This is a genomic window from Agromyces marinus (assembly GCF_021442325.1).
GTDB classification, from domain to species: Bacteria; Actinomycetota; Actinomycetes; order Actinomycetales; family Microbacteriaceae; genus Agromyces; species Agromyces marinus.
Genome location: NZ_CP087879.1, coordinates 1,627,327 through 1,651,254, shown reverse-complemented (window position 1 = coordinate 1,651,254; position 23,928 = coordinate 1,627,327). Strand labels below are relative to the sequence as shown.

Genomic DNA, 23,928 nt, shown 5'->3' with positions numbered 1-23,928 from the left:
CAGATCACACCGAATGGGTCTGTGGCGCAGCTGGTAGCGCACCTGCATGGCATGCAGGGGGTCAGGGGTTCGAGTCCCCTCAGATCCACCAAAACCCCTGATGAATCGATGATTCTCAGGGGTTCTCGTGTTGGGGAGCGCTTTCCTGTGGCTCTTTTGGGGCTCTTTTCGACGTCCGGCGGCGGGATGCCGCAGCCATCCACATCCAGGTCGCACTCGCGGCCGGCGTGAGGGTGGCGGCCACGCAGGCCTTCCGGCGGCGGCGGCGGAGGAAGTGGTGGTGTCCCGGTCTCGTGGGGCGTCCGTCAGTTGATCGGCGCGAGGCGTCCGGGTCTGTCAGATTAACGGTGGATCTGGTCTGGCGCATTAGTTGATTCGGCCTTCGAATGCGATCGCGAAGGCGTTCAGTGCGGGCTTCCACCTGGTGATCCAGCGTGCCCTGCCCTTGCCCGTCGGGTCAAGCGACCGGGTGACGAGGTAGAGACACTTCAGCGCGGCGGCGTCGTTCGGGAAGTGCCCGCGCGCTCGGACGGCTCGCCGGTAGCGGGCGTTGAGCGACTCGATCGCGTTCGTCGTGCAGATCACCTTGCGGATCTCGAGGTCCCAGTCCAGGAACGGGATGAACTCGGTCCACGCGTTGCGCCAGAGCTTGCCGATCGCGGGGTACCGGTCCCACTTCTGCTCGAACTCCTCGAACCTCGCCCACGCCGCGTCCACTGTCGACGCGGTGTACACCGGACGCAGGTCGCGGGCGAGCTCCTCCCAGTGCGCCCGCGACGCGTACCGGAACGTGTTGCGGATCAGATGGATCACGCACGTCTGCACGGTCGCTTCGGTCCAGCACGTCGTGATCGATTCCGGCAGGCCCTTCAGCCCGTCGCACACCACGATGCCGACGTCCTCGGCACCCCGGTTCTTGATCTCGGTCAGCACACCGAGCCAGAACTTCGCGCCCTCGCCGCCGCCGTCAGCGCCGGCCCAGATCCCGAGGATGTCACGCTCCCCGTTCACACTGACGCCGATCGCGATGTAGAACGGCTTGTTCCGCACCTGCCCGTCCCGGACCTTCACGACCAGCGCATCGATGAAGACCACCGGGTAGAACCGATCCAGCGGCCGGTTGGACCACTCCGTCATCTCCTCGATCACCTTGTCCGTGATCTTCGAGATCGTGTCCTTCGCCACCGACGCGCCGTACACGTCGGCGAAGTGCGCGGCGACCTCACCCGTCGTCAGACCGCGTGCGGTCAACGAGAGCACGATCTCATCGATCCCGTCCAGCCGGCGCTGACGCTTACGCACGATCGCCGGCGTGAACGACCCGTCCCGGTCCCTGGGCACTTCGATCTGGACCGGGCCGACCTCGGTCAGCACCGTCTTCGACCTCGTGCCGTTGCGTGCGTTCTCGCCAGACCCGGATCCGTGCTTCTCGTACCCGAGGTGCTCGGTCATCTCCGCCTCGAGCGCGGTCTCCAGCACTGTCTTCGTCAACCCGGCCAACAGCCCGTCCGGGCCGACCAGGCTCACGCCCTGCTCCCTCGCCTGCGCGAGCAACTGCTCCGCGATTTCCTGCTGATCGATGATCTCTCCCGTCACGGGATCGATCATCTCGACTGTCTGACTCACTGCCTCACCTTTCGGTCAGGCCAGAACCCAGATCCACCGTTTCTCTGACAGTCCCCGCGTACGCCTATGCCGGGAACAGCCCGGTGACGTCGTCCGACCCGTCCGGGCTCCTCGCGCTTGGCGCCACCGATTACGCCGATGTGAAGGGCAAATCGTTCACTTCCACGGCGAACGGGACCGTTCAGGCGTCACCGCCGAAGACCGTGAAACCGGCCGTGACGGACTGGTGGTCTGGTGCGATGCGGTGGGTCGATGAGAACCAGGCCGAGATTGCGGGATTCGTCGCCGGCACGATCGTCGGGATTGGCGTGACGGCCGGATGTCTCGCAGCCACCGGTGGTGTCGGCAGCGTTGGCTGCGTCGTCGCGGGCGGCGCCGCAGGTGGCGCCGTGGGCGGTGCGATCACGAACCTGTGGAAGACCCAAGTCACCCGCACTCAGCAATTCAGCTGGGGTGCACTCGGTGCAGACACGCTCATGGGCGGCGTCTTCGGCGCGGTCGGCGGATTCGCCGGTGCAGGCGTGGGTGTGGCAGCGTCAAGGCTCGCGGCCTCCGCCGCGAGCCCCGCAGCGCGTGCAGCGGCAAAGGCGGTCTCGTGCGTGGTGAACAGCTTCGTACCCGGCACTGCCGTGCTCATGGCGGACGGCACCACGCAACCGATCGAAGACGTGCAACTCGGCGACGAAGTCCTCGCGACCGACCCCGAAACCCGGGAAACCGGGCCGCGAGCCGTCACCGCGCTGATCACCGGCGAAGGGGAGAAGGACCTCACCACGATCACCATCGCCGACCACGATGGGCACGAAACGGGCTCCCTTGTCGCGACCGACGGCCACCCGTTCTGGGTGCCCGCGGCCGGTGCATGGGTCGACGCAAGCGACCTGCTATCAGGTGACTGGATGCAAACCGCGGCCGGCACGCTCGTCCAAGTCACCGCCGTCCAGCACGACCACCGCGAACAAACCGTCCACAACCTCACCGTCGCCGACACCCACACCTACTACGTCGCCATTGGGGCGGATGCGGTCCTCGTCCACAACTGCGGGGAAGCCGTGCTCGTTCCGTCCAAGTCCTTCGAGGCTGCGAGGAATACGGCTCTTGACTTGCTCGGTGAGATCAACCCAGCAACGCGCCACCCACACGTCGGTAGCCTTGAGTCGGCGACCTCCACTTTTGGTCGTGTGACTGGATTCACGACTAGGGTCGATGGTGTCTGGAAATCCTTCCGGCTTGATTTCGATCCCGCGAAGGGCCCGCACATTAATGTGCAGGTAGGGAAGGGTGCCGCTGCGCAAAAGTGGGCCGTTCCATGGGAAGGATCCGAAGCTGACTTCGTTCGAATATTGGGGGGCAACTCTTGAGCAGCGCGTCTTACGGCAGCCGCCCAGACCTGCTGCCCCGGTTCATGGTTCGATCGACAGTGAATCCCGCTGGTTCAGACCGACCCATTGGCTGGGGGAGCGCCAACGACGCAATCACCCTCCTGAGCGAAGCGGAAAGCAATGAAATTGAGTCCGCGACCGTGCGCAAGTTCCCGCGAAGTTCGCGTGGGGAAATCGTTTGGGAGGAAGTGAATGCTGCTCTGATATTGGAGCGCGGTCAGGTCGATCGCGAATCTCTCACGGCTGCCATTGCGAGCCATGCGAACGTGTCTGGACGCCTGGTGATCTTCTGGGATAGTCGGGTCGTTCCAACCGTGAGCATTGATAAGGCTCTAGCGATCGGGCATCTTGCCGAGATTTTGGATTCCTTTCCTGAATTCAAGGTGCTTGCGGTTGAAGACGCGACACTGTTCGAATGCACATTCGATGACGAGTTGACTGTCTGCCGCATCATCGGTTCATAGTCGCTAATTGAGACATTGCGGGGGCGTGAGGAACGGATCGGTGACAGGTTGGGTTTAGGCCGCGAGGGTGTGCGGCTCGGTTAGCTTCGTCTCGAACTCGATCGGCGTCAACCCGCCGAGTGCGTCCTGGCCTCACGAGAGGATCCCGGCCTGCGAGCACAGCTTCCACGCCGTCCGGCGGCTCATCCGCCATCCCGCGCGACGAGCCTCGGGGGAAGGCGAGGAGGACCTCACCACGATCACCATCGCCGACCACGAAGGGCACGACGCCGGTACGATCGTCGCGACCGACGGACACCCGTTCTGGGTACCCGAAGTCGGCGAATGGGTCGACGCAGGCGACCTCCTACCCGGTGACTGGCTGTCCACCTCGGCCGGCATCCTCGTCCAAGTCACCGCCGTCCAGCACGACCACCGCGAACAAACCGTCCACAACCTCACGGTCGCCGACACCCACACCTACTACGTCGCCATTGGGGCGGACGCCGTCCTTGTCCACAACTGCGCAGTGAATCCCCCCGGCGTGTCCGGAGAGTGATTGCTGGTGCGGGCGGTCAGCGTTGAATCACTGCACCCACCCGGCGGTGCCGGCATCGACCCGGTCGACGTCGCGCTACGAGCCCTCGTGATCGATCAGCTCGGACTTGTACAGCCCGATCTGGGACTCCGCGAGGGAGTTGTCGTACGCGTCGCCGACGGACCCGATGGACGGATCGATGCCCTTGTCAACGTCGGCTGAACTTTGACCCCTTTTCGTCGTTTGAAAGTTGACCCCTCGGGGTTGGTGTTACTGGTCCGCGCCTGTGGTGGGCGGGGTCTTGAGGAGCTCGCGTCGTGAGCGGGTGCGGTAGGAGTCGCCGGCGAGGGTGAGGACCTCGGCGTGGTGCACGAGACGGTCGATCATCGCGGCCGCGACGATGTCATCGCTGAAGATCTCACCCCACCGGCCGAAGGGCATGTTGCTGGTGACCAGGATCGAGCCCTGCTCGTAGCGGGCCGCGACGAGTTGGAAGAACAGGTTCGCCGCGTCCGCGTCGAAGGGCAGGTAGCCGACCTCGTCGATGATCAGCAGTCGGTACCGGCGGAGTCGTTTCAGTTCATGCTCGAGCCGGTTCTCACGGTGCGCGGCCTGCAGCCGGGATGCCCATCCGGTCGCGGTGTCGAACGCGACCGGGTAGCCGGCGTGGCAGGCCTTGATCCCGAGCGCGATGCCGAGGTGGGTCTTGCCGACGCCGGGCGGGCCGAGCAGGACCACGTTCTCGGCCTTGGGGATCCAGGTCGTGGTCGCCAGGTGCGCGAGCACGTCCCGGCGTAGCGATGGCTGGTGGTCGACGTTGAAGTCCTCGAGTGTCTTGACGGCCGGGAAGTGGGCTCCGCTGATCCGCAGGCTGGTGCCGTTGGCTTCCCGGTCGGCGACCTGGCGGGACAACACCGCGGCGAGGTACTGCTCGTGCGACCAGCCCTCGTCGCGTGCTGTGGCGGCCAGTGGTTCCCAGACCCGCCCGATCGTGGGTGCCTTCAACGCCCGGGCCAGGTACCCCATCGTCGCGGCCGTGTCCGTCGCGGCGCCCATCAGCGCACCTCCCCGGTGCTCGGGTCGAAGTCGACTCCGAACAGCACGTCGTAATCAGCAGTGTCACGGAACATCACCCGCCGCTCCGGCGATACCAGCGCCGCGCGTTCCCGGTCGCGTTTCGTGGCCGCGAACTGCGACCGCAGCCCCTTCGCGATCTGCACATGGCCGGGATCGGTCACGACCGAACCGGTCGCCCAGGCCCGTTCGTGATCGGCGACTGTCGCGCCGTCGCAGACCACGATCACCTGGGTCAGGGTCGCGGTGACATCCACGAGCCTGCCGATCACTCTCGGGTCGACGGAGTAGTCGTTCCCATCGACGCGGAGGTAGTAGTCCCGGCCGAGCCTGACCCGGGTGTGCAGGCCCGTCATCGGCGGATGCGGCGGCAACCCGGTCATCGCCGCGACGTCCCGCTCGAGCGCATCGACCGGACGGCCGCCGAGGGAGCGCACCGTCCGCACGTTCGCGCGCGGCAGCCAACCCTGAAGCTGCGCGTTGAAGTCCGCCGGGGAGGTGAAGGACCGGCCGGGCAGGAACGAGGTCTCAAGGTAGCCGTTGTTGCGTTCGGTCATCCCCTTGAACTCCGGATCCCGAGGAGGTGCCAACACCACCCGGGTCGCGAGGGTCCCGGCGAACGAGGCCGCCGCGGCGGTCACCTTCCCCTTCCCACCGATCGCGGACTCACGGTCCCAGACCAGCGTCTTGGACACCGCCCCGACCTGCGAGATCAGCTGCCACATGCCCGCCAGCAAGTCGCCCGCCTGACGCGACGGAAGCATCACCGCGGACAGGAACCTCGAGAACGTCAACGTCATCACCAGCACCGGCAGCATCGCCGCCTGCCCGAACCCGACCGGGATCCGCGGCTCCGGGAACCACAAGTCCATCTGCGCCGCCTGCCCCGGCTCGTGCACGATCCGGTCCGCCGGATCCACCCCGACGTACTCGGGCCGAATCATCCTGAGCCGGTCCTTCAGGATCGTGATCGAGTGCTCCCACCCAATCCGTTCCGCGATCACCGTCGCCGGCATCCTCGCGTCCAGCCGCAGCAGCTTCCGAACCTCCGGCTCGACCGCGTCGACCAGCGAACCACGAGGCGCCCGTCGATACACCGGCGGGCCGTCCGACGCCAACGCCGCCCGCACCGTATTCCGCGCCACACCGAGATGCCGGCTGAAGTTGAGTCCCGCATAGTGGTGTAGCGCGGTGATCGGGCTCGTCGCTACTGACGTGAGCGCGGTCACCGTGTGATCCTTCGAGGAATCTCCTACAACCCACTCGAACGGAATCAACACGATGACCGCACCTCACATTCTCGACCCTGCCGGCCTGCTCGGTGAAGCCCTGGCCGATGCCTCACCGGATCTGATGCGGCAACTGCTGCAGACGATGATCAACGCGCTCCTGTCCGCCGACGCGGATGCCGTGGTCGGCGCTGAGTGGGGCAAACCCAGCCCCACCCGCACGACGCAGCGCAACGGGTACCGGCACCGCGACCTGGACACCCGGGTCGGCACGATCGACGTGCAGATCCCGAAGCTTCGGGCGGGCACGTACTTCCCGGAGTGGTTGCTCGAGCGGCGCAAGCGGGCCGAGTCGGCGATGATCACCGTCGTCGCGGATTGCTACCTCGCCGGCGTCAGCACCCGCCGGATGGACAAGCTCGTCAAGACCCTCGGGATCCACTCGCTGTCCAAGTCGCAGGTGTCCCGGATGGCGGCGGAGCTCGACGAGCATGTCGAGCAGTTCCGGCACCGCCCGCTCGATCAGGCGGGCCCGTTCACGTTCGTCGCCGCGGACGCGCTGACGATGAAGGTCCGTGAAGGCGGCCGGGTGATCAACGCCGTCGTCATGGTCGCGACCGGCGTGAACGCCGATGGGCGGCGTGAGGTCCTCGGGCTCCGCGTCGCGACCAGTGAGACCGGTGCGGCGTGGAACAGCTTCTTCGCCGACCTCGTCGCGCGCGGCCTGACGGGCGTGCGACTGGTCACCTCCGACGCGCACGCCGGCCTGGTCGAAGCGATCGCGGCGAACCTGCCCGGCGCGACCTGGCAGAGGTGTCGCACCCACTACGCCGCGAACCTGATGTCCGCGACCCCGAAGAGCATGTGGCCGGCGGTCAAGGCGATGCTGCACTCGGTCTACGACCAACCCGACGCCGATGCCGTGCACGCCCAGTTCGATCGGCTCCTGGACTACGTCGACGGCAAGCTCCCCGACGCGTTCGAGCACCTCGATGCCGCACGCGCCGACATCCTCGCCTTCACCGGGTTCCCCGAAGGGCTCTGGGCGCAGATCTGGTCAAACAATCCCAACGAGCGGCTCAACCGTGAGATCCGCCGCCGCACCGACAGCGTCGGAATCTTCCCGAACCGCGACGCGATCATCCGCCTCGTCGGAGCCGTCCTCGCCGAGCAGACCGACGAATGGGCCGAAGGCCGCCGCTACCTCGGCTTGGACATCCTCGCCAGAAGCCGCCTCACCCTCGTCCCCGACACCGGAAGCGAGGTGAACCCCGACACCGTCCTCGAACTCAGCGCCTAACCATCCACATCGAAGGAGACCGCGCTACACCACTACCAGGGACTTGACCCCGGCTGATCGCCTTGATCGGCATCTTCTCGGCCCTATGCAGTCGGCGGATCTCCGCCCAATCTTCCACTGAAATCACCCTCCAAGGATGTTCGGAGGGGTCAACATTCACCCGTCGCCACAGGGTCAGTATTCACGCGTCGTCGACAGCCCTCGTCGACAAGCCGGTCGGTGAAAGCGATCGACGTGTATACCCCAGGTTCAAGGGTCGTCGAAGCCCGTTGAGCGTCGCGGGGACGGCGGCGCGGTCGACCTGCCGTGCGGCCTTTTTGCGGCTCTTTTCGTCCCCAGGCATCCACGAACGACGGCATCCATCGGCCACCACCACACCGACCGCTCGCCCCGCTCTTCCTTATACCTACTGGCATCCACAACCAAACACGTGCGCGCCCGCCAGGGTGCATCCCGTCAGGGGGTCAGGGGTTCGAGTCCCCTCAGATCCACAAAACCCCTGATGAATCGATGATTCTCAGGGGTTTTTGCGTTGGGGAACGCTTTCCTGCGGCTCTTTTGGGGTACCGACCTCCGCACTCGACGGCGCGATGTTCGAGTCTCGCTGGGACGGCATCGGACCCGCCTGGATCTTGGACTCCGCCCAACTTGGACGCCTTAACCAGGCGATGAACGGGATCTCGGTGGTGCGATGAACGCATTGACGCAAAGGCGCATGACGGCCCAGATCGAGTGGATTTCCGTCGGGCAGCTCTCGCCGCCGGATTGGGACACGTTCCCGATCCTCAAAGCGTCGATCGTGTTTGCCGACGTTGCTCGCCATGAGCTCTTCAGCGCCTCCGGTACGGCCACAGCGCGGATCAGTCCCCATGAGGCCGCTCGGCCCGAGCTCTGCGAGGTCGAGGCGCTGCTCCCTCAACCCCTCGGGGACTACGTCAGGTCGGGAACACAGTTCTTGGTGGTGCGCGGGCCCCTCTGCATCGGCGTCGGCGAAATCACCGAACCAGGCGGACCTACCGGTGCCTGAGGATGCCGCTGTCGGGCGATCGTCGATGGCCGCCACTGTCGGCTGGCGGATTCGCCTCGTCCTGCACGTGGCCGTCGCTGGGCCGTCGCGGCCTTCATCGGAGCGGCGGCTGTACCTGCGTCGGCAGCGCCGCCCGCCTCCGCATCCGGCTCGGCCGCCTACTGATTCGGCCGGGGTTTCGTTCCTACTGGTTTGTCGGTCCAGCGGTCGCCCGGCGGTGCGGCCTTTTTGCGGCTCTTTTCGTCCCCAAGCAACCGCGAACGACGGCATCCATCGGCCACCACCACCCCGACCGCTCGCCCCGCTCTTCCTTATACTTGCTGGGATCCACAACCAAACACGTGCGCGCCCGCCACGGTGCACACCGTCAGGGGGTCAGGGGTTCGAGTCCCCTCAGATCCACAAAACCCCTGATGAATCGATGATTCTCAGGGCTCTTGTGTTTGGTGAGCGCTTTCCTGTGGCTCTTTTGGGGCTCTTTTCGACGTCCGGCGGCGGGATGCCGCAGCCATCCACATCCAGGTCGCACTCGCGGCCGGCGTGAGGGTGGCGGCCACGCAGGCCTTCCGGCGGCGGCGGAGGAAGTGGTGGTGTCCCGGTCTCGTGGGGCGTCCGTCAGTTGATCGGCGCGAGGCGTCCGGGCGTCATCCGGGGTTGACCCGCTTCGCTCTGAGACGTGCTCTCGTGGGGGGAGGCCGCCGGTCGGCGGGACGCTCGCCATCCTTGCCGAGGGTCGAGCGGATGGCAGTGGCTCATGTTGCGGTCTGCGCGTCGTGATCAGTTCGTTACGCGCGAGGCCAGCGTTTTCGCGCCGTCGGAGTGGTCGTTGGCCGCGCGAAATGGCCTGCTCAGGTTGAGGTTCTTGCCGTCGGCGGCTCTCTAGCCGAGTTATTCATGTGCCCTGTTTGGGGGGCAGGCACTGGGCAGCGGCTGACCGATAGCTTCTGTCTCGACAGTCACGTGTCATCGACCCGAACATTCCGCGGCCGCCCTTTTTGGTCGTGTTCATGACGCTGCGCGTGGTTCCGCGTCTGCGTCGCGCAGGCGCACATTGTGGTGCGTTCGGAGGGTGCTGGTGGGTTCGTGGCTGGTCGCGCGGTGGCGCGTTCTCGTTCCGGTGGCGGCCGTCGTGGTGATCGCCTTGGTTGCGACGATCGCCCTCGTCGTGCCGGGGTTGACGGGTTCGGGTGAGTCGGCTGCGGAGCAGTTCGATTGCACGGAGCTGGAGGAGGCGTCCTTCGATGGCGCCGGCGCGAAGGCGCGCGCGTGTGATGTCGAGGTCGAGGTGACCGGGGTGCGAACCCCGTGGGAGACGTCGTGGGCGTTGCCGGATGGCAATACGCGGCTGGAGATCTCGAGCATGCCGTCGCGGACGAACGCGTCCGGCGAGTGGTCGGATGTGGATACCTCGATCGTGGGGACGCCGGGGGAGGGCACGCTGCAGGTTGCGGCGCCGGTGTATCCGATCGAGTTGAATGCCGGCGGCACGGCCGGTCAGGGTGCCCCGTTGGGCTCGATCGAGCGTGATGGGAAGCGGATCGATGTGTGGTTCCCGACCGAGCTGCCGGTCCCGGAGGTCGATGGCACGCAGGTGAGCTACCGGTTGGCCGACGGGGTCCGCCTGGTGGTGTCGGTGAACGTGGATGGCACGGGATTTCTGCCGGTGGTCGAGCTTGCCGATCCGGCGGCTGCGGCCCGGTTCCAGGCGTTGGTCGACGGGGCCCGCCCGGACGGGTTCCCGGGCGGTCCGGGTGATCTGGTGTTCTCGACCGAGGTGTCCGACGGGTTGCGGTTGGTTCCTGAGGAGCAGGGCAGCGTGCTGGTGCTGGATGACGCCGACGAGGTGCATTTCGTGGCGGCGCCGCCGGTGATGTGGGATTCGGCGGGTGGTTCGACGGTGTTGCCGGACACGGTGACCGAGGTCAGTGCCGGGAATCGGGTCGCCGCGCCGGTGGATGGTGACCGGATCCGGATGATGGACACGACCGTGGTGGGGTCGCGGATCGTGATCACCCCGGATCAGGCGATGCTGACCAGTCCGGACACGGTGTGGCCGGTGTATGTCGACCCGTCGATCTCGGGCAAGGGTGCGTCGGAGTGGGTCGCAGTCCGTACGGGCGGGTACACGGGCACGTTGTACAAGTGGGGCGATATCTCCTCCACGATGCAGGGCGAGGGCGACGGGTACTGCAGCTCGGTGTCCTCGTGCAACACCCAGTTCACGCAGCGGTTGATCTGGGAGTTCACCGGGCTGTCGGCGATCACGCCGTTGGTGGGCTCGAACGTGATCAGTGCGGGGTTCAACGTCAACGGGGTGCATTCGTACTCGTGCACGGCCACGACGACGGACCTGCATATGGTGGGCGGGATCTCGGCGTCGACGACGTGGTCGACGTGGGGGATGGGCAGTTCGAACCTGATCAGCTCGAGGACCGAGGCCCACAACGCGACGTGTCTGAATCGCGGGTTCCGCACGTTCGATGCGCTGAAGGCGGCGCGGAGTGTGGCGGACAACGACTGGTCGAGCCTGGTGTTGGCGTTGAAGGCGCGGGATGAGTCGACGATGGCCGGGTGGAAGCGGTTCCGGCATGACGCGACGTTGACGATCGTGTACAACCGGCCGCCGAACAAGCCGTCCTCGATGCAGTATGCGGACCCGGCGATCACGACCTGCGGGACCGGGTCGTCCAAGGCGTTGGTCAACACGGTCACGCCGCGGTTGTCCGCGATCGTGAGTGATCCTGATGGTGGCAGCGTGCAACCGCATTTCCAGGTGTATACGAAGTCGGGCACCACCGAGACCGAGGTGTGGAACAGCACCACCATGGCCGGGCAGACCTCGGGAACCCGAGCCTACGCACGGGTGGCATCGGGGAAGCTGTCCAACGGGAAGTCGTATTTCTGGCGTGTGACCTCCACCGACGGGCAGTACTGGTCGGGTTGGGGTTCGTCGTGCGAGTTCACGGTGGACACGAGCATTCCTGCGGCGCCGACGGTGACGCCGGTCACGTCGGGGACGTCGGGGACGGGCATAGAGGCGGTCTACCCGCAGGATGTCCTGGCCGGCGGTGTCGGGTTGATGGGGAGGTTCATCCTGGGCCCGGCCGGGTCGTCGGATGTGGTGCAGTACAGCTACTCGTTCGGCGATCCCGCAACGATGACGACGGTCTCCGTGGCCAAGGGCGCGACCTATGAGGTGTCGTTCGACCCATCAACATCGAACGCGGTCACCTTGTATGCCAAGAGCAAGGATTCCGCGGGCAACAGTTCGCCGCAGCGTGAGTACCGGATCAAGGTTGCGTCCCCAGTGGAGGATGTGATCTGGAAGCTCGACGAAGGGGCGGGGCAGTCCGCGGCGGATACGGGTCCGAAGGGGGCCGGTTCGTTGACGCTTGCTGGTGACCCCGGCTGGGTGGAGGGCCCCCACCAGCTGTTCGGGTCGCGGGAGGATGACTGGGCGCTCGCGTTCGACGGGGCCGGGGATGCCGCGCTCAGCGAGGGCCCGGTGCTGGATACCCGGGAGTCGTTCACGGTGTCCGCGCATGTCCTGCTCGATGAGACGAAGGCCGGGCAGGGCGACTACACGGCGTTGTCGCAGGACGGTCTAGCCCAGTCCGGGTTCGGTCTGGGGTACCGGGCTGACTGCGACGGCAACGGGGCGGAGTGTTGGGCGTTCGGGATGCCGGACACGACCAGCAGTTCGACGGTGCGTTATGCGACGTCCGGCGTCGCGGTGCGGGCCGGGGAGTGGGTGCACCTGGTCGGTGAGCACGACGCGACGGCGAAGACTCTGCGGTTGTGGGTGTGCGAGGTCGGTACACCGGACCGGATGGCGACTGGTGAACCGTTCCCGGGTGCCGCGGTGACGCGGGGTGGGTCGGCGTGGCAGGCGCCGGGCGGGTTCGCCGTTGGTCGCGGCCAGTCCGCGGGTGCCGGGACTGATTGGTGGCCGGGGCAGGTCGATAATGTGCGCCTGTTCTCTGGTCAGATCGTCGATGCGTCGAAGGTGCGCAGGTTGTGCCAGGGCGCGGAGGCTGAGGACTTCGGGCAGGGTGCGGCGGCGTTCAACGCGGTCGACCCGACGGTGAGTGAGCAGTGATGCCGGGCCAGCGCCGGTCGGGGCGTGTCAGGAGTGGGTGGATGAGCTCGAACGGGGTGCGCGTGCGTGAGCGGGTGATGTTGACGGTCGGTGCTGGGCTGGTGGTGCTGCTCGGTGTCGATCCGGGCATGCTCGGTGTCGCCTGGTCGGGGGTGGCGCGGGCGGCCGAGAGCGGCGTGATCGATGAATCACGCGCGGAGAACCTCGCGGCCGCGGCCGCCGCCCTGCCGGGTGACGCTCCGGCCGAGTCGGTCCCCTTGACCGGTGCGGCCGAGACGGCGGAGGAGGCGTTGGTGCCGCTGTCGATGCCGGCTGATCTGCCCTCGCCGGCATCGACGACCGTTGACCTGCCCGCGGCCGGGCAGAGCGCGCCCGCCGAACCGGGGGTTCCGGTCGAGGTTGGCGGGCTGTCGTTGACGATCGCCCCGGTCGAGGGTTCCGCGTCGCCTGACCGGGCGACGGTGAGCGTGCTCGACCCCGCCACCGCCGCAGCGGAAGGCATCACCGGGGTGCTGCTCGAGGTGTCCGACGCGTCCGAAGTCCCGGCACCGGTCGAGCAGTCCGTGCAGGTGCAGGTGTCCTATGACGCGTTCGCCGGCATCGCCGGCGGTGACTGGGCGTCGCGGGTGCAAGCCGTGTGGATCCCGAACTGTGATGCGGCGCAGCAGGCCGAACCGGAGTGCCGTCCGGTCCCGGTGCCGAGCTCGCATGACGAGGCCGCGGAGACCGTGTCCGTGACGGTCCCGGTCAACCCGGCCAGCACGGAAGGCGGCGCGGCGCCCGCGATGCTGACCTCAGCGATGGTCGCCACGACCGTCGCGACCAGCACCGGTTCGACCGGTTCTTCGGGCGGGTCGTTGGCGCTGACCGCGGGTGTGGCCGGCCCGGTGGGGGATTGGTCGGCGACCGGGTTGGCGGCCTCATCGACGTGGGGTGCGTCGGGGGCGACCGGGGCGTTCACGTGGTCGTATCCGATGCGGGTGCCGCAGGTTCCGGCGGGCCCTGCCCCTGAGCTCGGGGTGTCGTATTCCTCGGCCGTGTCGGATGGTCGGATCCCGTCGACGAATAACCAGTCCGGACTGCTGGGTGAGGGCTTCGATATCGGCGCGAGTTTCATCGAACGCACCTACACGTCCTGCGCGGACGATGAAACCTCGGGGGCGAACAATATCGACCTGTCCGCACCGGACCTGTGCTGGGGTGTGGAGAACGCGACGCTGTCCTTGAACGGGACCGGCACCGAACTGGTCAAGGACAAGACCACGAAGACGTGGCATCCGCGCCGGGATGACGGCACCAGGGTGGACCTGGTCGGCAGCGGCGGGGCTGCGGGGGAGTACTGGAAGGTCACCACCACGGATGGCACCCAGTACTTCTTCGGCCGGCACGCCGACACCAACTCGGCGTGGACGGTGCCGGTCTACGGCAACCACTCCGGGGAACCCGGCCACGCCGCCGCGTTCAAAGACTCGTCCCGGGCGCAGGTGTGGCGGTGGAACCTTGACCGGGTCATCGACCCGTCCGGGAACACGGCCTCCTACTTCTACGTGAAGGAGACCAACCAGTACCGGCCGTTCTACGGCGACACGGCCGTGTCGTACGTGTCCGGCGGATACCTGGACCGCATCGAGTACGGCATCCACGCCGACGACGGCGTCACGGACGCGCCCGCGAAAGTGCAGTTCACGAATCTGCCGAGGTGCATCACCGACCTCACGGTGCCGAACTCGTGGTGCACCACGACTCAGTCCTCGACCACCGTCAACCATTGGCCAGACACCCCGATCGACCTGATCTGCCAGGCCGGCACCGGGTGCACGACGTACGCGCCGACCTTCTTCAACCGCACCCGGCTGGCGAAGATCACCACCTACGCCAGCACCGGGTCCGGGTACCAGCCGGTGGACTCGTGGGCGTTCGGGCAGCGGTTCGTGCCGCAGGGCGACGGCGACGACCTGGTGAACTCGGTGGGCATCATGCTGCGCCTGGACACCGTCACGCACACCGGCAACGGCGGCTCCCGCACCGATGTCACCCTCCCGGCGGTGCGGTTCGACTACACCGCGCTGAAGAACCGGGTCCAACCCACCGGCACGCTCGTGGACGAGCTGTGGCGGCAGCGGGTGTCCTCGGTGCGCACCGAGTCCGGCGGCCGGATCACCGTGAACTACACCACCCGCTGCGTGGACGGGCTGACCGCGGACCCGGCGACCAACACCGACCTGTGCTACCCGGTGAAATGGACGCCCCCGGCATCGGATCCCCGCACGGACTACTTCTACAAGTACGTCATCGACAGCGTCGTCGAAGGTCACACCGACCTCGACCCGTCCACCCCGGAACTGATCACCGGTTCCGCCCCGGTGACGACGACGTACGACTACAGCCAGGCGGCGTGGAAGTGGGTCAAGCCCGACAGCCCGCTGATCAAGGACGAGGACAAGACGTTCTCCGAGTTCCGCGGCGCGAAGCAGATCACCACCATCAGCGGCGCCGTCGACACCGAGCAGACCCGCACGGTCACCACCTACTACCGTGGCGCAGGCGGCACCCTGACCGCCCCGATCCCCGAGGTCGGGACCGTCACGGACCACAACCGGTTCGCCGGTGAGGTGTTCGCCAGCACCGTGATGAACGGCGCCACGAAGGTGTCCGAGACGGTGACCACGTTCGGCGACCCTGTCACGGTCGCGACCAGCGCGACCAGCAACGGGTTCACCGCCACCCGCATCCCGTCGCAGACCGTCAACGCCGCGACCTACGACGCAGCCGGCACGCGGGCGCATCGAACCCGGTCGACGACGACGTTCAACACGTTCAACCAACCCACTACGGTCGACGACCGCGGCGACACCGCCACGGCGTCCGACAACCTCTGCACCAGAACCACGTACGCGCACGAGACCGACAGCGGGCTGGCCGGCAAGCACCTGGTCGCCCTGCCCGCCGCCGTCGAGACGGTAGCGACGGCGTGCGACGAACAACCGAACCGGCCCGCGGACGTCGTGTCCGCGTCCAAGCTGAGCTACGACACGGCCGGTCGGCCGGTCACGGTCGAGACCCTCGACCCCGAGGACGGCGACGGATACATTCAGGCGTCGACGGTCACGTACGACACCCGCGGTCGCGCGATCGACGCCACGGATGCCGCCGGCCAGACCACGACCACCGGCTACGATCACTCCACCGGCGGGTTGCTCGAGCAGACGACCACGACGAACCCGCTCGGGCACGCCACGACCACCCGGCTCGACCCGATCCTGGGTGTCCCGGTCGCGGCGACCGACGCGAACGATCGCACCACAACCGGCACCTACGACGCGCTCGGCCGACTCACCGCGGTCGTGTACCCGCAGCACCTGAACGCCCAGTTCCCATCCGTTGCGTACGAGTACACGGTGCAACCGAACGGGCTGAACGCGGTCGTCACCAAGACGATCAGCGCCGACGGGAAACGCCAGCACGCCAGCGCGGTGCTCTACGACGCACTGCTGCGCCCGTTCCAGACCCAGCAGGACGGCCGTGGCACCGGGGACCAGGCCGGCGGGCAGGGCCGGATGGTCGCGCACACCTGGTACGACTCCGCCGGCCGTGTCGAGAAGCAGACCGAACCCTGGTGGGTACAGGGCGCATCCACCCAGGCCCCGGAAACCCCGCCGGCCGACACCTCCGGGCACACCACATTCACCTACGACGCTGCAGGACGGCAGACCGCGCAGATCTTCTGGATCCACACCGATTCCGACCCTGCCAACGAGCAATGGCGCACCAGCACCGTCTACGACGGTGCGACCACCCTGCAGATCCCGCCCATGGGTGCAACCCCGACCTCGACCACGGTCGACGCCCGCGGCCGTACCACCACGCTCACCCAGTACGCCCGCGACCCCGACACCGACACCACCGCGACCACCCCGGAGCTCGTGACCGCGCTGCCGGCCACGACCACGAGCTACGCGTACGACGCGGCCGGCCGGTTGACCGGGATGACCGACCACGAAGGCAACACATGGTCGTACGGGTACGACTGGGCTGGCCGGCAGGTCACCGCGACCGACCCCGACGCGGGCACCTCGTCCACCACCTATGACGTGCTCGGCCGGGTGCTCACCCGCACTAACGGCAACGACCAGACCCTGGGGTACACCTACGACGCGCTCGGCCGCACCACGACCGTCCGCGACAGCTCACCCACCGGCACCATCCGCGCCGAATGGGAATACGACACCGTCTACCAGGGCGTCCTCACCTCGGCGACCCGGTACGTGGACGGGCAGGCGTACGTCACCCGCACCGATGACTGGGATGCCGCGTACCGACCCACCCAGACCTCGCTCGAACTGCCCGACACCGGGGCCTTCACCAACCTGCAGACCCGCACCCTGAGCAGCACGATCGACTACACCGTCGACGGTCAGGCGACCAGGATCAGCTACCCGGCCGTGACCGACAGCAGCGGGAAGGCGATCCTCGGCGCGGAGACCGTGACCACCACCTATGACGCCGCGTCTTCGATGCCGTCATGGATGAGTGGCGGGTTCGGGTGGGGTGTCTACGTCGCGGCTTCCCGATTCGCCGCGGACGGCCGCCCGTTGCTGACCGATCTCGGCAACACCTACGGCGCGGTCGCGTCGTACGGGTACGAGGATGGCACGAAACGACTCTCGAGCATCCGGCTGGACCGTGAACGCATCAACGGCACCGACCTCGAGCTCACCTACGGGTACGACCCGTCCGGGAACGTCACCAGCATCACCGACACCCCCACGAACACTGCACTGTCCGGGGCGGAGTTCCAGGACAACCAGTGCTTCAGCTACGACGGCCTGGCCCGGATGCAATCCGCGTGGACCGCCGGCAATGGCGACTGCGACCAGGCCCCGACCGCTGGGGCGATGGGTGGGGCGGCACCGTACTGGACGAACTACAGCTACGACGTCCTCGGCAACCGCACCAAACAGACCACCACCACCGCTGACGGCACCCAGACCACCACCACCTACGGGCACGGCGCCGGGAACGCCGGACCGCACGCGGTCACCACCGCCACCACCGCCGGCGTCCCCACCACCTACACCTACGACGCCGCAGGGAACCGGGCCAGCGTTCAGGCCGGCGGGGTCACGACCGGATACACGTGGGACGCTGAAGGCGAACTCGTCACCGCGGGGGACACGTCCAACCTGTACGACGCCGACGGGAACCGGATCATCCGCACCGACGCCAACGGCACCACCATCTACGCCAGCGGCCAGGAAATCCACATCGACACCGATGGGGACGTGTCCGCGACCCGGTACTACTCCTTCGCCGGGAAACTCGTCGCGATCCGCACCGACCGCGGCCTCGGCGATGGCGTCGCCTCGATCATCACCGACCACCACGGCACTCCCATCGCCGCAATCCCCAATGGAGGCCACCCCGCCCGCACTGCGATCAACCGGCTCTACACCGACCCCTTCGGCGCCACCCGTGGCAACCCGACCGCCGGTGCCATCCCAGGCGACAGCCAATTCCTCGGCAAGACGCGCGACGCGACGACCGGGCTCACCCAGATCGGCGCCCGCTTCTACGACGAGGCGACCGGGGCGTTCATCAGTGTCGACCCGATTATCGACCTGAATGACCCGCAGCAGCGGAACGCGTACGGGTACGCCAACGGCAGCCCGGTCAGTCGCGCGGATCCGTCGGGCTTGCGAGTCACGGATGTCGGGTCTAGCTCTGGCTACCACCGTCCTACGTACTGGATCGAGCGGGAGCGGCAGAAGGAAGCGAACGCTGCCGATCAGGCGCGGGTCACCAACGCCTACAAATCCATGCGAGGCCTCAAGAAGGAGGTCGTACCGGCAGTCACCCCACCGAACCCCTGCGTCAGCAGCGGCACATGCAAGTACACCCCCGACCTCAGCAACTTGAGGGAGATGGCGCATGGCGCCCTGGACGTGGCAGGGCTCGTCCCCGGCGCCGGCGAAGTCGCAGACGGCCTGAATGGCCTCTGGTATCTCGCCGAAGGTGACTATGTCTCCGCAGGCCTCAGCTTCGGCGGCATGGTGCCATTCCTCGGGTGGGGTGCAATGATCGGCAAGGGAGCGAAGGCAGCGGATGCTGCACGCTTGGTCTCGGCCGTGGACAATGAAGCTGCTCGTGTTGTCGCTTCCCAGTCGATCCGCCAGCGCGGCCCAGTTCTTTCGGGGGCTATGGATCGTACATCCGGCGCGATATTCTTCGGTCAGAACACAGGCGTTCCATCGCCACTGCACGGGGAGTTGAAGGCTGCGCTCGACGCATTCCCAGGCCCGCCGGCGGCGGGCAAGGGCATCCCAGGTACACACAGCGAGATCAACGCGATCAATCAAGGCCTATACGCACGGCCCGGATCAACGATCTCTGACTTTGTGCTTTATAGTGTGCGTCTCCGAGGCGCTCAGCAGGGCAGCCAGATAATGATGTGTCCGAACTGCTCGGGCATCCTGAATGGTGCGGAGGATCTGATCCAATGAACAACGGGCCACTCGTGCCGGACTCAGACCTCGATTTCGACGCGGACCTGGTGTGTACTCTCGATGGCTTGCCGTTTACAGGTACTGCCTTCGAAGAGTCACCTGTCCTCGGACGATCCGAGATCACGTATCGAGACGGGGTCCAGGAGGGTGTGGCGCGCGACTGGTACCCCTCGGGTACCTTAAAGGGCGAGTCAGAGTTCGTCCAGGGCGCACTTCACGGCGTTGTAAGGGAATTTCGCCCCGACGGGATGTTGGCCGAAGAATCCCGGTACGAGTACGGAATTCGGATCCTTCGCCGTACGTTCGCGGCCGACGGTTCAGCCGTCACGACGGAGAAGCTTGACGAAGGCGGCGACGAGGCCGATCTGCTCCAGCGGTTACGCCGGGAACTCGGTTGGCCCAGCTGAACGCCCTGAAAGCGTTCTGAGTCCCCGGCGTGTCCGGAGAGGGGTTTGCTGGTGTCAGCCCGCTCGTTCGAGGGTTCGGTGCGAGCGTAGTCGAGCTGTTCGAGCTCGAGCGGCGTGAGGTCGTCGATCGAGCCATGGGTGCGGTCGGTGTTGAGCCACTGCACCAATCCCGCGGTCGCGGCTTCGACCTGGTCAACGTCGCTCCACGGGCCCTCGTGATGGATGAGCTCGGACTTGTAGAGCCCGATCTGGGACTCCGCGAGGGAGTTGTCGTACGCGTCGCCGACGGACCCGACGGACGGGTCGATGCCCTCGTCGACGAGCCGGTCGGTGAACGCGATCGACGTGTAGACCCCAGGTTCAGAGGGGTCGTCGCAGCCCGTCGAGCGTCGCGGCGATTGCGGCGCAGTCGACCGGCCCTGCGGCCTTTTTGCGGCTCTTTTCGTTCCCAAACAACTGCGAACGACGGCATCCATCGGCTTACCACGACCCCAGCCGCTCGCCCCGCTCTTCCTTATACTTGCTGGCATCCACAACCAAATACGTGCGCGCCCGCCACGGTGCACACCGTCAGGGGGTCAGGGGTTCGAGTCCCCTCAGATCCACAAAACCCCTGATGAATCGATGATTCTCAGGGGTTTTCGTGTTGGGGAGCGCTTTCCTGCGGCTCTTTTGGGGCCTTTTTCGTGCCGTGCTGGAGGATGCCACAGGCATCCACATCCGATTCTCGCTGACCTGCGCTCGTGCCGTGGTGATCGCGACTGCGCCCGTGTGTGGTGCGCCGATGTTGACGTCTGGACATAGCGGCAGTTGCCCGTGGGTCTGTCAGATTAACGGTGGATCTGGTCTGGCGCATTAGTTGATTCGGCCTTCGAATTGAATCGGCCTGACTTTCGTTCCGCTGTTCAAGTATGGATGGAACTCGATGAACAGGAAGATCGGAGCTTGCCAGCGGTGCAATGTCACCAAGGGCGCTCGAGAAATCGGCTCCGCGGAAGGTCAGTGGTGGCCTCCTACCTGGCCGTCAGGCGTTTGGGGGCCAAATGGAGGACCGTAGATGAATACTGTTGACCTCGTCTACGATGCGTATCTTGCCCGATGGGGTGAGCCGTCGCGGCGGGCCGACTTTGACAATGGCAGCAGACCCCAGATCGCGATCCTGAAGTGGGATGCCGCGTCGAACGGCCTAGGTGTCGTGCTATATGCAACTCTCGGGGCAAGCGCTGAAGATATGCCGCAGGCCAACCCCGGGCACAGAGTCGAATACTTCGTTGGTCTGCGACCCGGTAGAGATGACGTCGGGTCACCCCTAGCAGCTCTCGGCCTTTTCGCCAGCTCAGAGAACGAGCTGGTCGATCATGGTCACACGGTCGCGTCCGACCGCCCACTATGGCCGGGGGCCAACATGAGCTCGTTCCTAGTTCTGCGCCAGACTGGAGAGATTCTGCCGGCGTTGGAGCTACCCGGCGGCGTGCACGTAGAGTTTCTTCAGGCGATTCCTATCTTCGAATCAGAGCGCAGATTCAAGGTCGCGCACGGTGCGGAGGCGCTGATGCGGCGTTGGGAAGGAGCCGAGACTCCGTTCTGGGACCCGGACCGTAGATCTGAACCCGCGCTGTAGAGGACTCCGGTGTCGTCGACCGTTGAAAACGGAACAGTAGCGGAATGATGGGCGAGGGTGCTCGACGCCGGCATCGGCATCGGCATCGAGGAGGCGGTGATTTCGCCTGGGTTTCGTCCTTGATTTCCCCGGACTTTCGTTCCTACCGGCTTGGCGGCCCAGCGGTCGGCCGGTCTGTGATGTCTCAGGACTTCGGTGACGTTTCCGCATCAGGACATCGGTGACGGTTCCGGGGGTCTTGGTGGTGACACTTCGGTGGCCCAGATTGGTGGATGCCGCCGTCTGCGCCCGTCGATCCTCGTGTCCGTCTCGCCATCCGGCTGCTCGATAAGGGCATCGCCGCGCACGGGGTCCCGCAGCGGCTGCTCAGCGACAACGGGTCCGCGCTCAACCCCGGCCGTCGCGGGTACGTCGGGCAGCTCGTCGCGCATGTGTCCCGGCTCGGGGTCGAGGCGATCACCGGCAAGCCGTACAAGCCGACCACGCAGGGCAAGAACGAACGCTTCCACCAGACCCTGTTCCGGTACCTCGACAAGCAGCCGTTGGCGGACTCGCTCGAGCAGCTGCAGTCGCAGGTCGACGCGTTCGACCTGATCTACAACACCGAACGCCCGCACCAGGGACTGCCCGGCCGAGTGACTCCGGAAGCCGCGTGGCTGGCGACACCGAAGGCCGACCCGCCACGCCCCAAGCCCGACCGGCCCAGATCGCGGACGTTGCCGGCCGAGGCACCCGTCCGCACCGTGCCGACCGAGGACACTCTGCGCGTCATCAAGCTCCGCGAGAACGGCAGCATCCGACTCCACAGGGTGACGTACATGATCGACGGGCAACGCGCCGGCGACGACGTGATCGTCATCGAAGACGGCGACGCGATCATCGTCGCCGATCTCGACGGCACGATCCTCATCGAGCACACCAGGCCGGCGCCCGGCGTCAAGTACGTCGGCAACGGCAGACCCCGCGGCCGACGACCGAAGAGCATCCCAGTGTCACCGATGTCCTGACACACGAACTGTCACCGATGTCCTGACGCAGAACCGTCACCGATGTCTTGATACATCACAGGCGCGACCGCCGTGGGAGCCGTGGGAACAGTGGGCCGGCGAGAATCAGTTTGTGCTGCCCATTCCCGTCAGTCGACAGGAACTCCACGCTGCCGCTCGGGAATGGGCTGAGGAACTCGCTTCGTTCCCGCCGCGCTGAAGGATCGTTGGGGCGTCGGGGTGCGGCATCCGTTGGGCTGGACTGGCTCCGGTGATCTGGGTCAGCGGTGGTGGCGGAGACTGATGCCTCCCAGAGTCACCAGCGCCGCGCCCAAGACGGGTACCAAGAAGGTCTGCAACCCGAACTGCAGTATCGGCCACAGGCCGCCGTCAGCCCCCATGGCGGACGTGCCGAGGAGTTGACCGAACAGCCCGACGAAGATCAGCGTCGCGCCGGCCGAGATCGACGCACGCGGCCGAGCCCATCCAGCTGCACATGCCGCGACAGTCACGACCGAGAGAGCGACCCCAACCGACATCCTCAGCTCAACCTGGGGCACGGCGGCGCCCAGACTCAATGACGCGAGGAGCGAAACGAGCACGAGCAGGATCACGCCGGACGCCAGGCCGACGACGGCATCGACGGCCAAGCCAGCGCGACTGCTCGCGTGACGGCTGGAAGTCTCGGAGACTTCGTTGACCTGCATCGCTGACCCCCGCGTCCTCGTCCGGCACGTCGACGACATGTGGTTACCGACGTGCAGCTCATGCTAGTGAGCGGCACGCCTCCGTCGCAGACAGGGATCGGTCGAGGCACGGATGCCAGCGCTTGCCTCAGGTCGACGCCAGTGGAGCGCTCAGCCCCTTGGCGAGTTCCTTAACGTGATCGAAGTCGTTCCCGGCGAGGACCCAACGGCCGGGGCCGATCAGAGCGGTGCCGGAGTCGTCATAGGCCGGACCGAAGTCGTCGGTCCACGTCTCTCGCGCGCTGGTCGTATCGAACACAGTCAGCCAGACGGATTCGCCTCGTCCTGCACGTGGCCGTCGTTCGCTTCACGCCGTAGGCGTCCTTGTGGTCCTCGACGAACTGGAAGCGGTTCACCAGTTCGTCTCCCCGGCGAAATACTTCGCCGCCTGACGGAGGATGTCCCGCTCCGTCTCGAGCTTGACCCGCTCCGCTTCCAGCCTCACGTTCTCGGCCTCCAGCCGGATGATCTTCGCCGCCTGCGACTCCACCCGACCCGCCGCGGGCGAAGTCGCCACGCTGGCGGTCGTCGTCCCGGAGCCGTGCTTCTCGACCCACTCCCGCAACGCGCCGCGGGAGATCCCCAGGTCCGCCGCGATGCCCTTCAACGTCGCACCGGGCGTGGACTCGTACAGATCCACCGCCCGCTGCCGGAACTCGTCCGTGTAGTTCTTCCTTGCCATCCCTTGTATTCTCGCTTCCCCAGCGCCGTGCTGGAATCAGCGTGTCCAAGATCAGGGGTCAAGCGCCACCCACACCTACTATGTAATCGCTGGTGAAACGCCGGTGCTGGTCCACAACTGCTCCGCAGGACCGACTCCGCCACGTGGTCGCGCCCAGGATTTGGCGCGCGACGTGACGGCCACCGGGGATCACACCGTGTTCGAAATGAGTGCGGAAGGTGTTGTGACTCGATATCAAACGTTCCTGATGAATGAACTCAACCCG

At 66.4% G+C, this 23,928-nt stretch carries 13 protein-coding genes, 1 tRNA gene and 2 pseudogenes; 10 read left to right on the top strand and 6 right to left on the bottom strand.

Annotated elements, in window-relative coordinates:
• The first annotated feature begins 15 nt into the window (after positions 1–15).
• Positions 16–91 (top strand) — tRNA-Ala (locus DSM26151_RS07735).
• 275 nt (positions 92–366) lie between these two features.
• Here the strand turns inward: DSM26151_RS07735 and DSM26151_RS07730 are convergent.
• On the bottom strand, positions 367–1,608 hold the full coding sequence (locus DSM26151_RS07730; RefSeq protein ID WP_234661835.1) for an IS256 family transposase: 1,242 nt from the start codon (positions 1,606–1,608) through the stop codon (positions 367–369).
• 101 nt (positions 1,609–1,709) lie between these two features.
• Here DSM26151_RS07730 and DSM26151_RS07725 point away from each other — a divergent pair, with 101 nt between their 5' ends.
• The 3 genes from DSM26151_RS07725 to DSM26151_RS07715 all read left to right on the top strand — a co-directional run bounded on the left by DSM26151_RS07725 (position 1,710) and on the right by DSM26151_RS07715 (position 4,010).
• Positions 1,710–2,987: a polymorphic toxin-type HINT domain-containing protein gene (locus DSM26151_RS07725; RefSeq protein ID WP_234659007.1), complete on the top strand. Its 1,278-nt coding sequence runs from the start codon at positions 1,710–1,712 to the stop codon at positions 2,985–2,987.
• On the top strand, positions 2,984–3,472 hold the full coding sequence (locus DSM26151_RS07720; protein WP_234659006.1) for a hypothetical protein: 489 nt from the start codon (positions 2,984–2,986) through the stop codon (positions 3,470–3,472). Before DSM26151_RS07725 ends, DSM26151_RS07720 begins: the two co-directional genes overlap by 4 nt.
• A gap of 67 nt (positions 3,473–3,539) precedes the next feature.
• The gene (locus DSM26151_RS07715; protein ID WP_234659005.1) at positions 3,540–4,010 is read left to right on the top strand and encodes a polymorphic toxin-type HINT domain-containing protein; all 471 of its coding nucleotides are present in this window, start codon (positions 3,540–3,542) and stop codon (positions 4,008–4,010) included.
• Positions 4,011–4,259: 249 nt separating this feature from the next.
• Here DSM26151_RS07715 and istB read toward each other — a convergent pair whose 3' ends face one another.
• Both istB and istA read right to left on the bottom strand, forming a co-directional pair.
• Complete coding sequence (gene istB / locus DSM26151_RS07710; RefSeq protein WP_234659004.1) at positions 4,260–5,045, bottom strand: IS21-like element helper ATPase IstB; 786 nt, start codon at positions 5,043–5,045, stop codon at positions 4,260–4,262.
• The gene (gene istA / locus DSM26151_RS07705; protein ID WP_326491042.1) at positions 5,045–6,259 is read right to left on the bottom strand and encodes an IS21 family transposase; all 1,215 of its coding nucleotides are present in this window, start codon (positions 6,257–6,259) and stop codon (positions 5,045–5,047) included. Before istA ends, istB begins: the two co-directional genes overlap by 1 nt.
• A gap of 85 nt (positions 6,260–6,344) precedes the next feature.
• Between istA and DSM26151_RS07700 the strand changes: the two genes are divergently transcribed.
• The 4 genes from DSM26151_RS07700 (at position 6,345) to DSM26151_RS07685 (ending at position 19,218) form a co-directional block, all read left to right on the top strand.
• Positions 6,345–7,592, top strand: coding sequence for an IS256 family transposase (locus DSM26151_RS07700; protein ID WP_234659003.1), 1,248 nt, complete (start codon positions 6,345–6,347; stop codon positions 7,590–7,592).
• Positions 7,593–8,307: 715 nt separating this feature from the next.
• A complete protein-coding gene (locus DSM26151_RS07695) occupies positions 8,308–8,619 on the top strand; it encodes a hypothetical protein (RefSeq protein WP_234659002.1) in 312 nt (103 codons plus the stop codon).
• Positions 8,620–9,694: 1,075 nt separating this feature from the next.
• Positions 9,695–12,718, top strand: a complete 3,024-nt coding sequence (locus DSM26151_RS07690) for a LamG domain-containing protein (RefSeq protein ID WP_234659001.1) — start codon at positions 9,695–9,697, stop codon at positions 12,716–12,718.
• A gap of 41 nt (positions 12,719–12,759) precedes the next feature.
• The gene (locus DSM26151_RS07685) at positions 12,760–19,218 is read left to right on the top strand and encodes an RHS repeat-associated core domain-containing protein (protein WP_234659000.1); all 6,459 of its coding nucleotides are present in this window, start codon (positions 12,760–12,762) and stop codon (positions 19,216–19,218) included.
• A gap of 217 nt (positions 19,219–19,435) precedes the next feature.
• Here the strand turns inward: DSM26151_RS07685 and DSM26151_RS07680 are convergent, their stop codons facing one another.
• Positions 19,436–20,104 carry an integrase core domain-containing protein gene (locus tag DSM26151_RS07680; RefSeq protein WP_234658999.1) on the bottom strand — a complete coding sequence of 223 codons (669 nt, stop codon included), beginning with the start codon at positions 20,102–20,104 and terminating at the stop codon, positions 19,436–19,438.
• A gap of 581 nt (positions 20,105–20,685) precedes the next feature.
• Here DSM26151_RS07680 and DSM26151_RS15195 point away from each other — a divergent pair.
• Together DSM26151_RS15195 and DSM26151_RS07675 are read left to right on the top strand one after the other, a co-directional pair.
• Positions 20,686–21,249, top strand: coding sequence for a suppressor of fused domain protein (locus DSM26151_RS15195; protein ID WP_350227263.1), 564 nt, complete (start codon positions 20,686–20,688; stop codon positions 21,247–21,249).
• Positions 21,250–21,575: 326 nt separating this feature from the next.
• Positions 21,576–21,929 (top strand): annotated as a pseudogene (locus DSM26151_RS07675) (integrase core domain-containing protein); the annotation flags it as partial.
• A gap of 587 nt (positions 21,930–22,516) precedes the next feature.
• On the opposite strand, the gene DSM26151_RS07670 reads toward DSM26151_RS07675, so the two are convergent.
• Together DSM26151_RS07670 and DSM26151_RS07665 are read right to left on the bottom strand one after the other, a co-directional pair.
• A complete protein-coding gene (locus tag DSM26151_RS07670) occupies positions 22,517–22,942 on the bottom strand; it encodes a hypothetical protein (RefSeq protein ID WP_234658998.1) in 426 nt (141 codons plus the stop codon).
• Positions 22,943–23,283: 341 nt separating this feature from the next.
• Positions 23,284–23,663, bottom strand: a pseudogene (locus DSM26151_RS07665) (transposase); the annotation flags it as partial.
• Between the last annotated feature and the right edge of the window lie 265 nt (positions 23,664–23,928).

What these genes read in the sequence shown, in the direction of transcription:
- DSM26151_RS15195 (WP_350227263.1), top strand. Translation starts at nt 20,686, where the DNA reads ATGAATACTGTTGACCTCGTCTACGATGCGTATCTTGCCCGATGGGGT.
- DSM26151_RS07700 (WP_234659003.1), top strand. Translation starts at nt 6,345, where the DNA reads ATGACCGCACCTCACATTCTCGACCCTGCCGGCCTGCTCGGTGAAGCC.
- DSM26151_RS07685 (WP_234659000.1), top strand. Translation starts at nt 12,760, where the DNA reads ATGAGCTCGAACGGGGTGCGCGTGCGTGAGCGGGTGATGTTGACGGTC.
- DSM26151_RS07695 (WP_234659002.1), top strand. Translation starts at nt 8,308, where the DNA reads ATGACGGCCCAGATCGAGTGGATTTCCGTCGGGCAGCTCTCGCCGCCG.
- DSM26151_RS07670 (WP_234658998.1), bottom strand. Translation starts at nt 22,942, where the DNA reads ATGCAGGTCAACGAAGTCTCCGAGACTTCCAGCCGTCACGCGAGCAGT.
- DSM26151_RS07730 (WP_234661835.1), bottom strand. Translation starts at nt 1,608, where the DNA reads ATGATCGATCCCGTGACGGGAGAGATCATCGATCAGCAGGAAATCGCG.
- istB (WP_234659004.1), bottom strand. Translation starts at nt 5,045, where the DNA reads ATGGGCGCCGCGACGGACACGGCCGCGACGATGGGGTACCTGGCCCGG.
- DSM26151_RS07680 (WP_234658999.1), bottom strand. Translation starts at nt 20,104, where the DNA reads ATGGATGCCGTCGTTCGCAGTTGTTTGGGAACGAAAAGAGCCGCAAAA.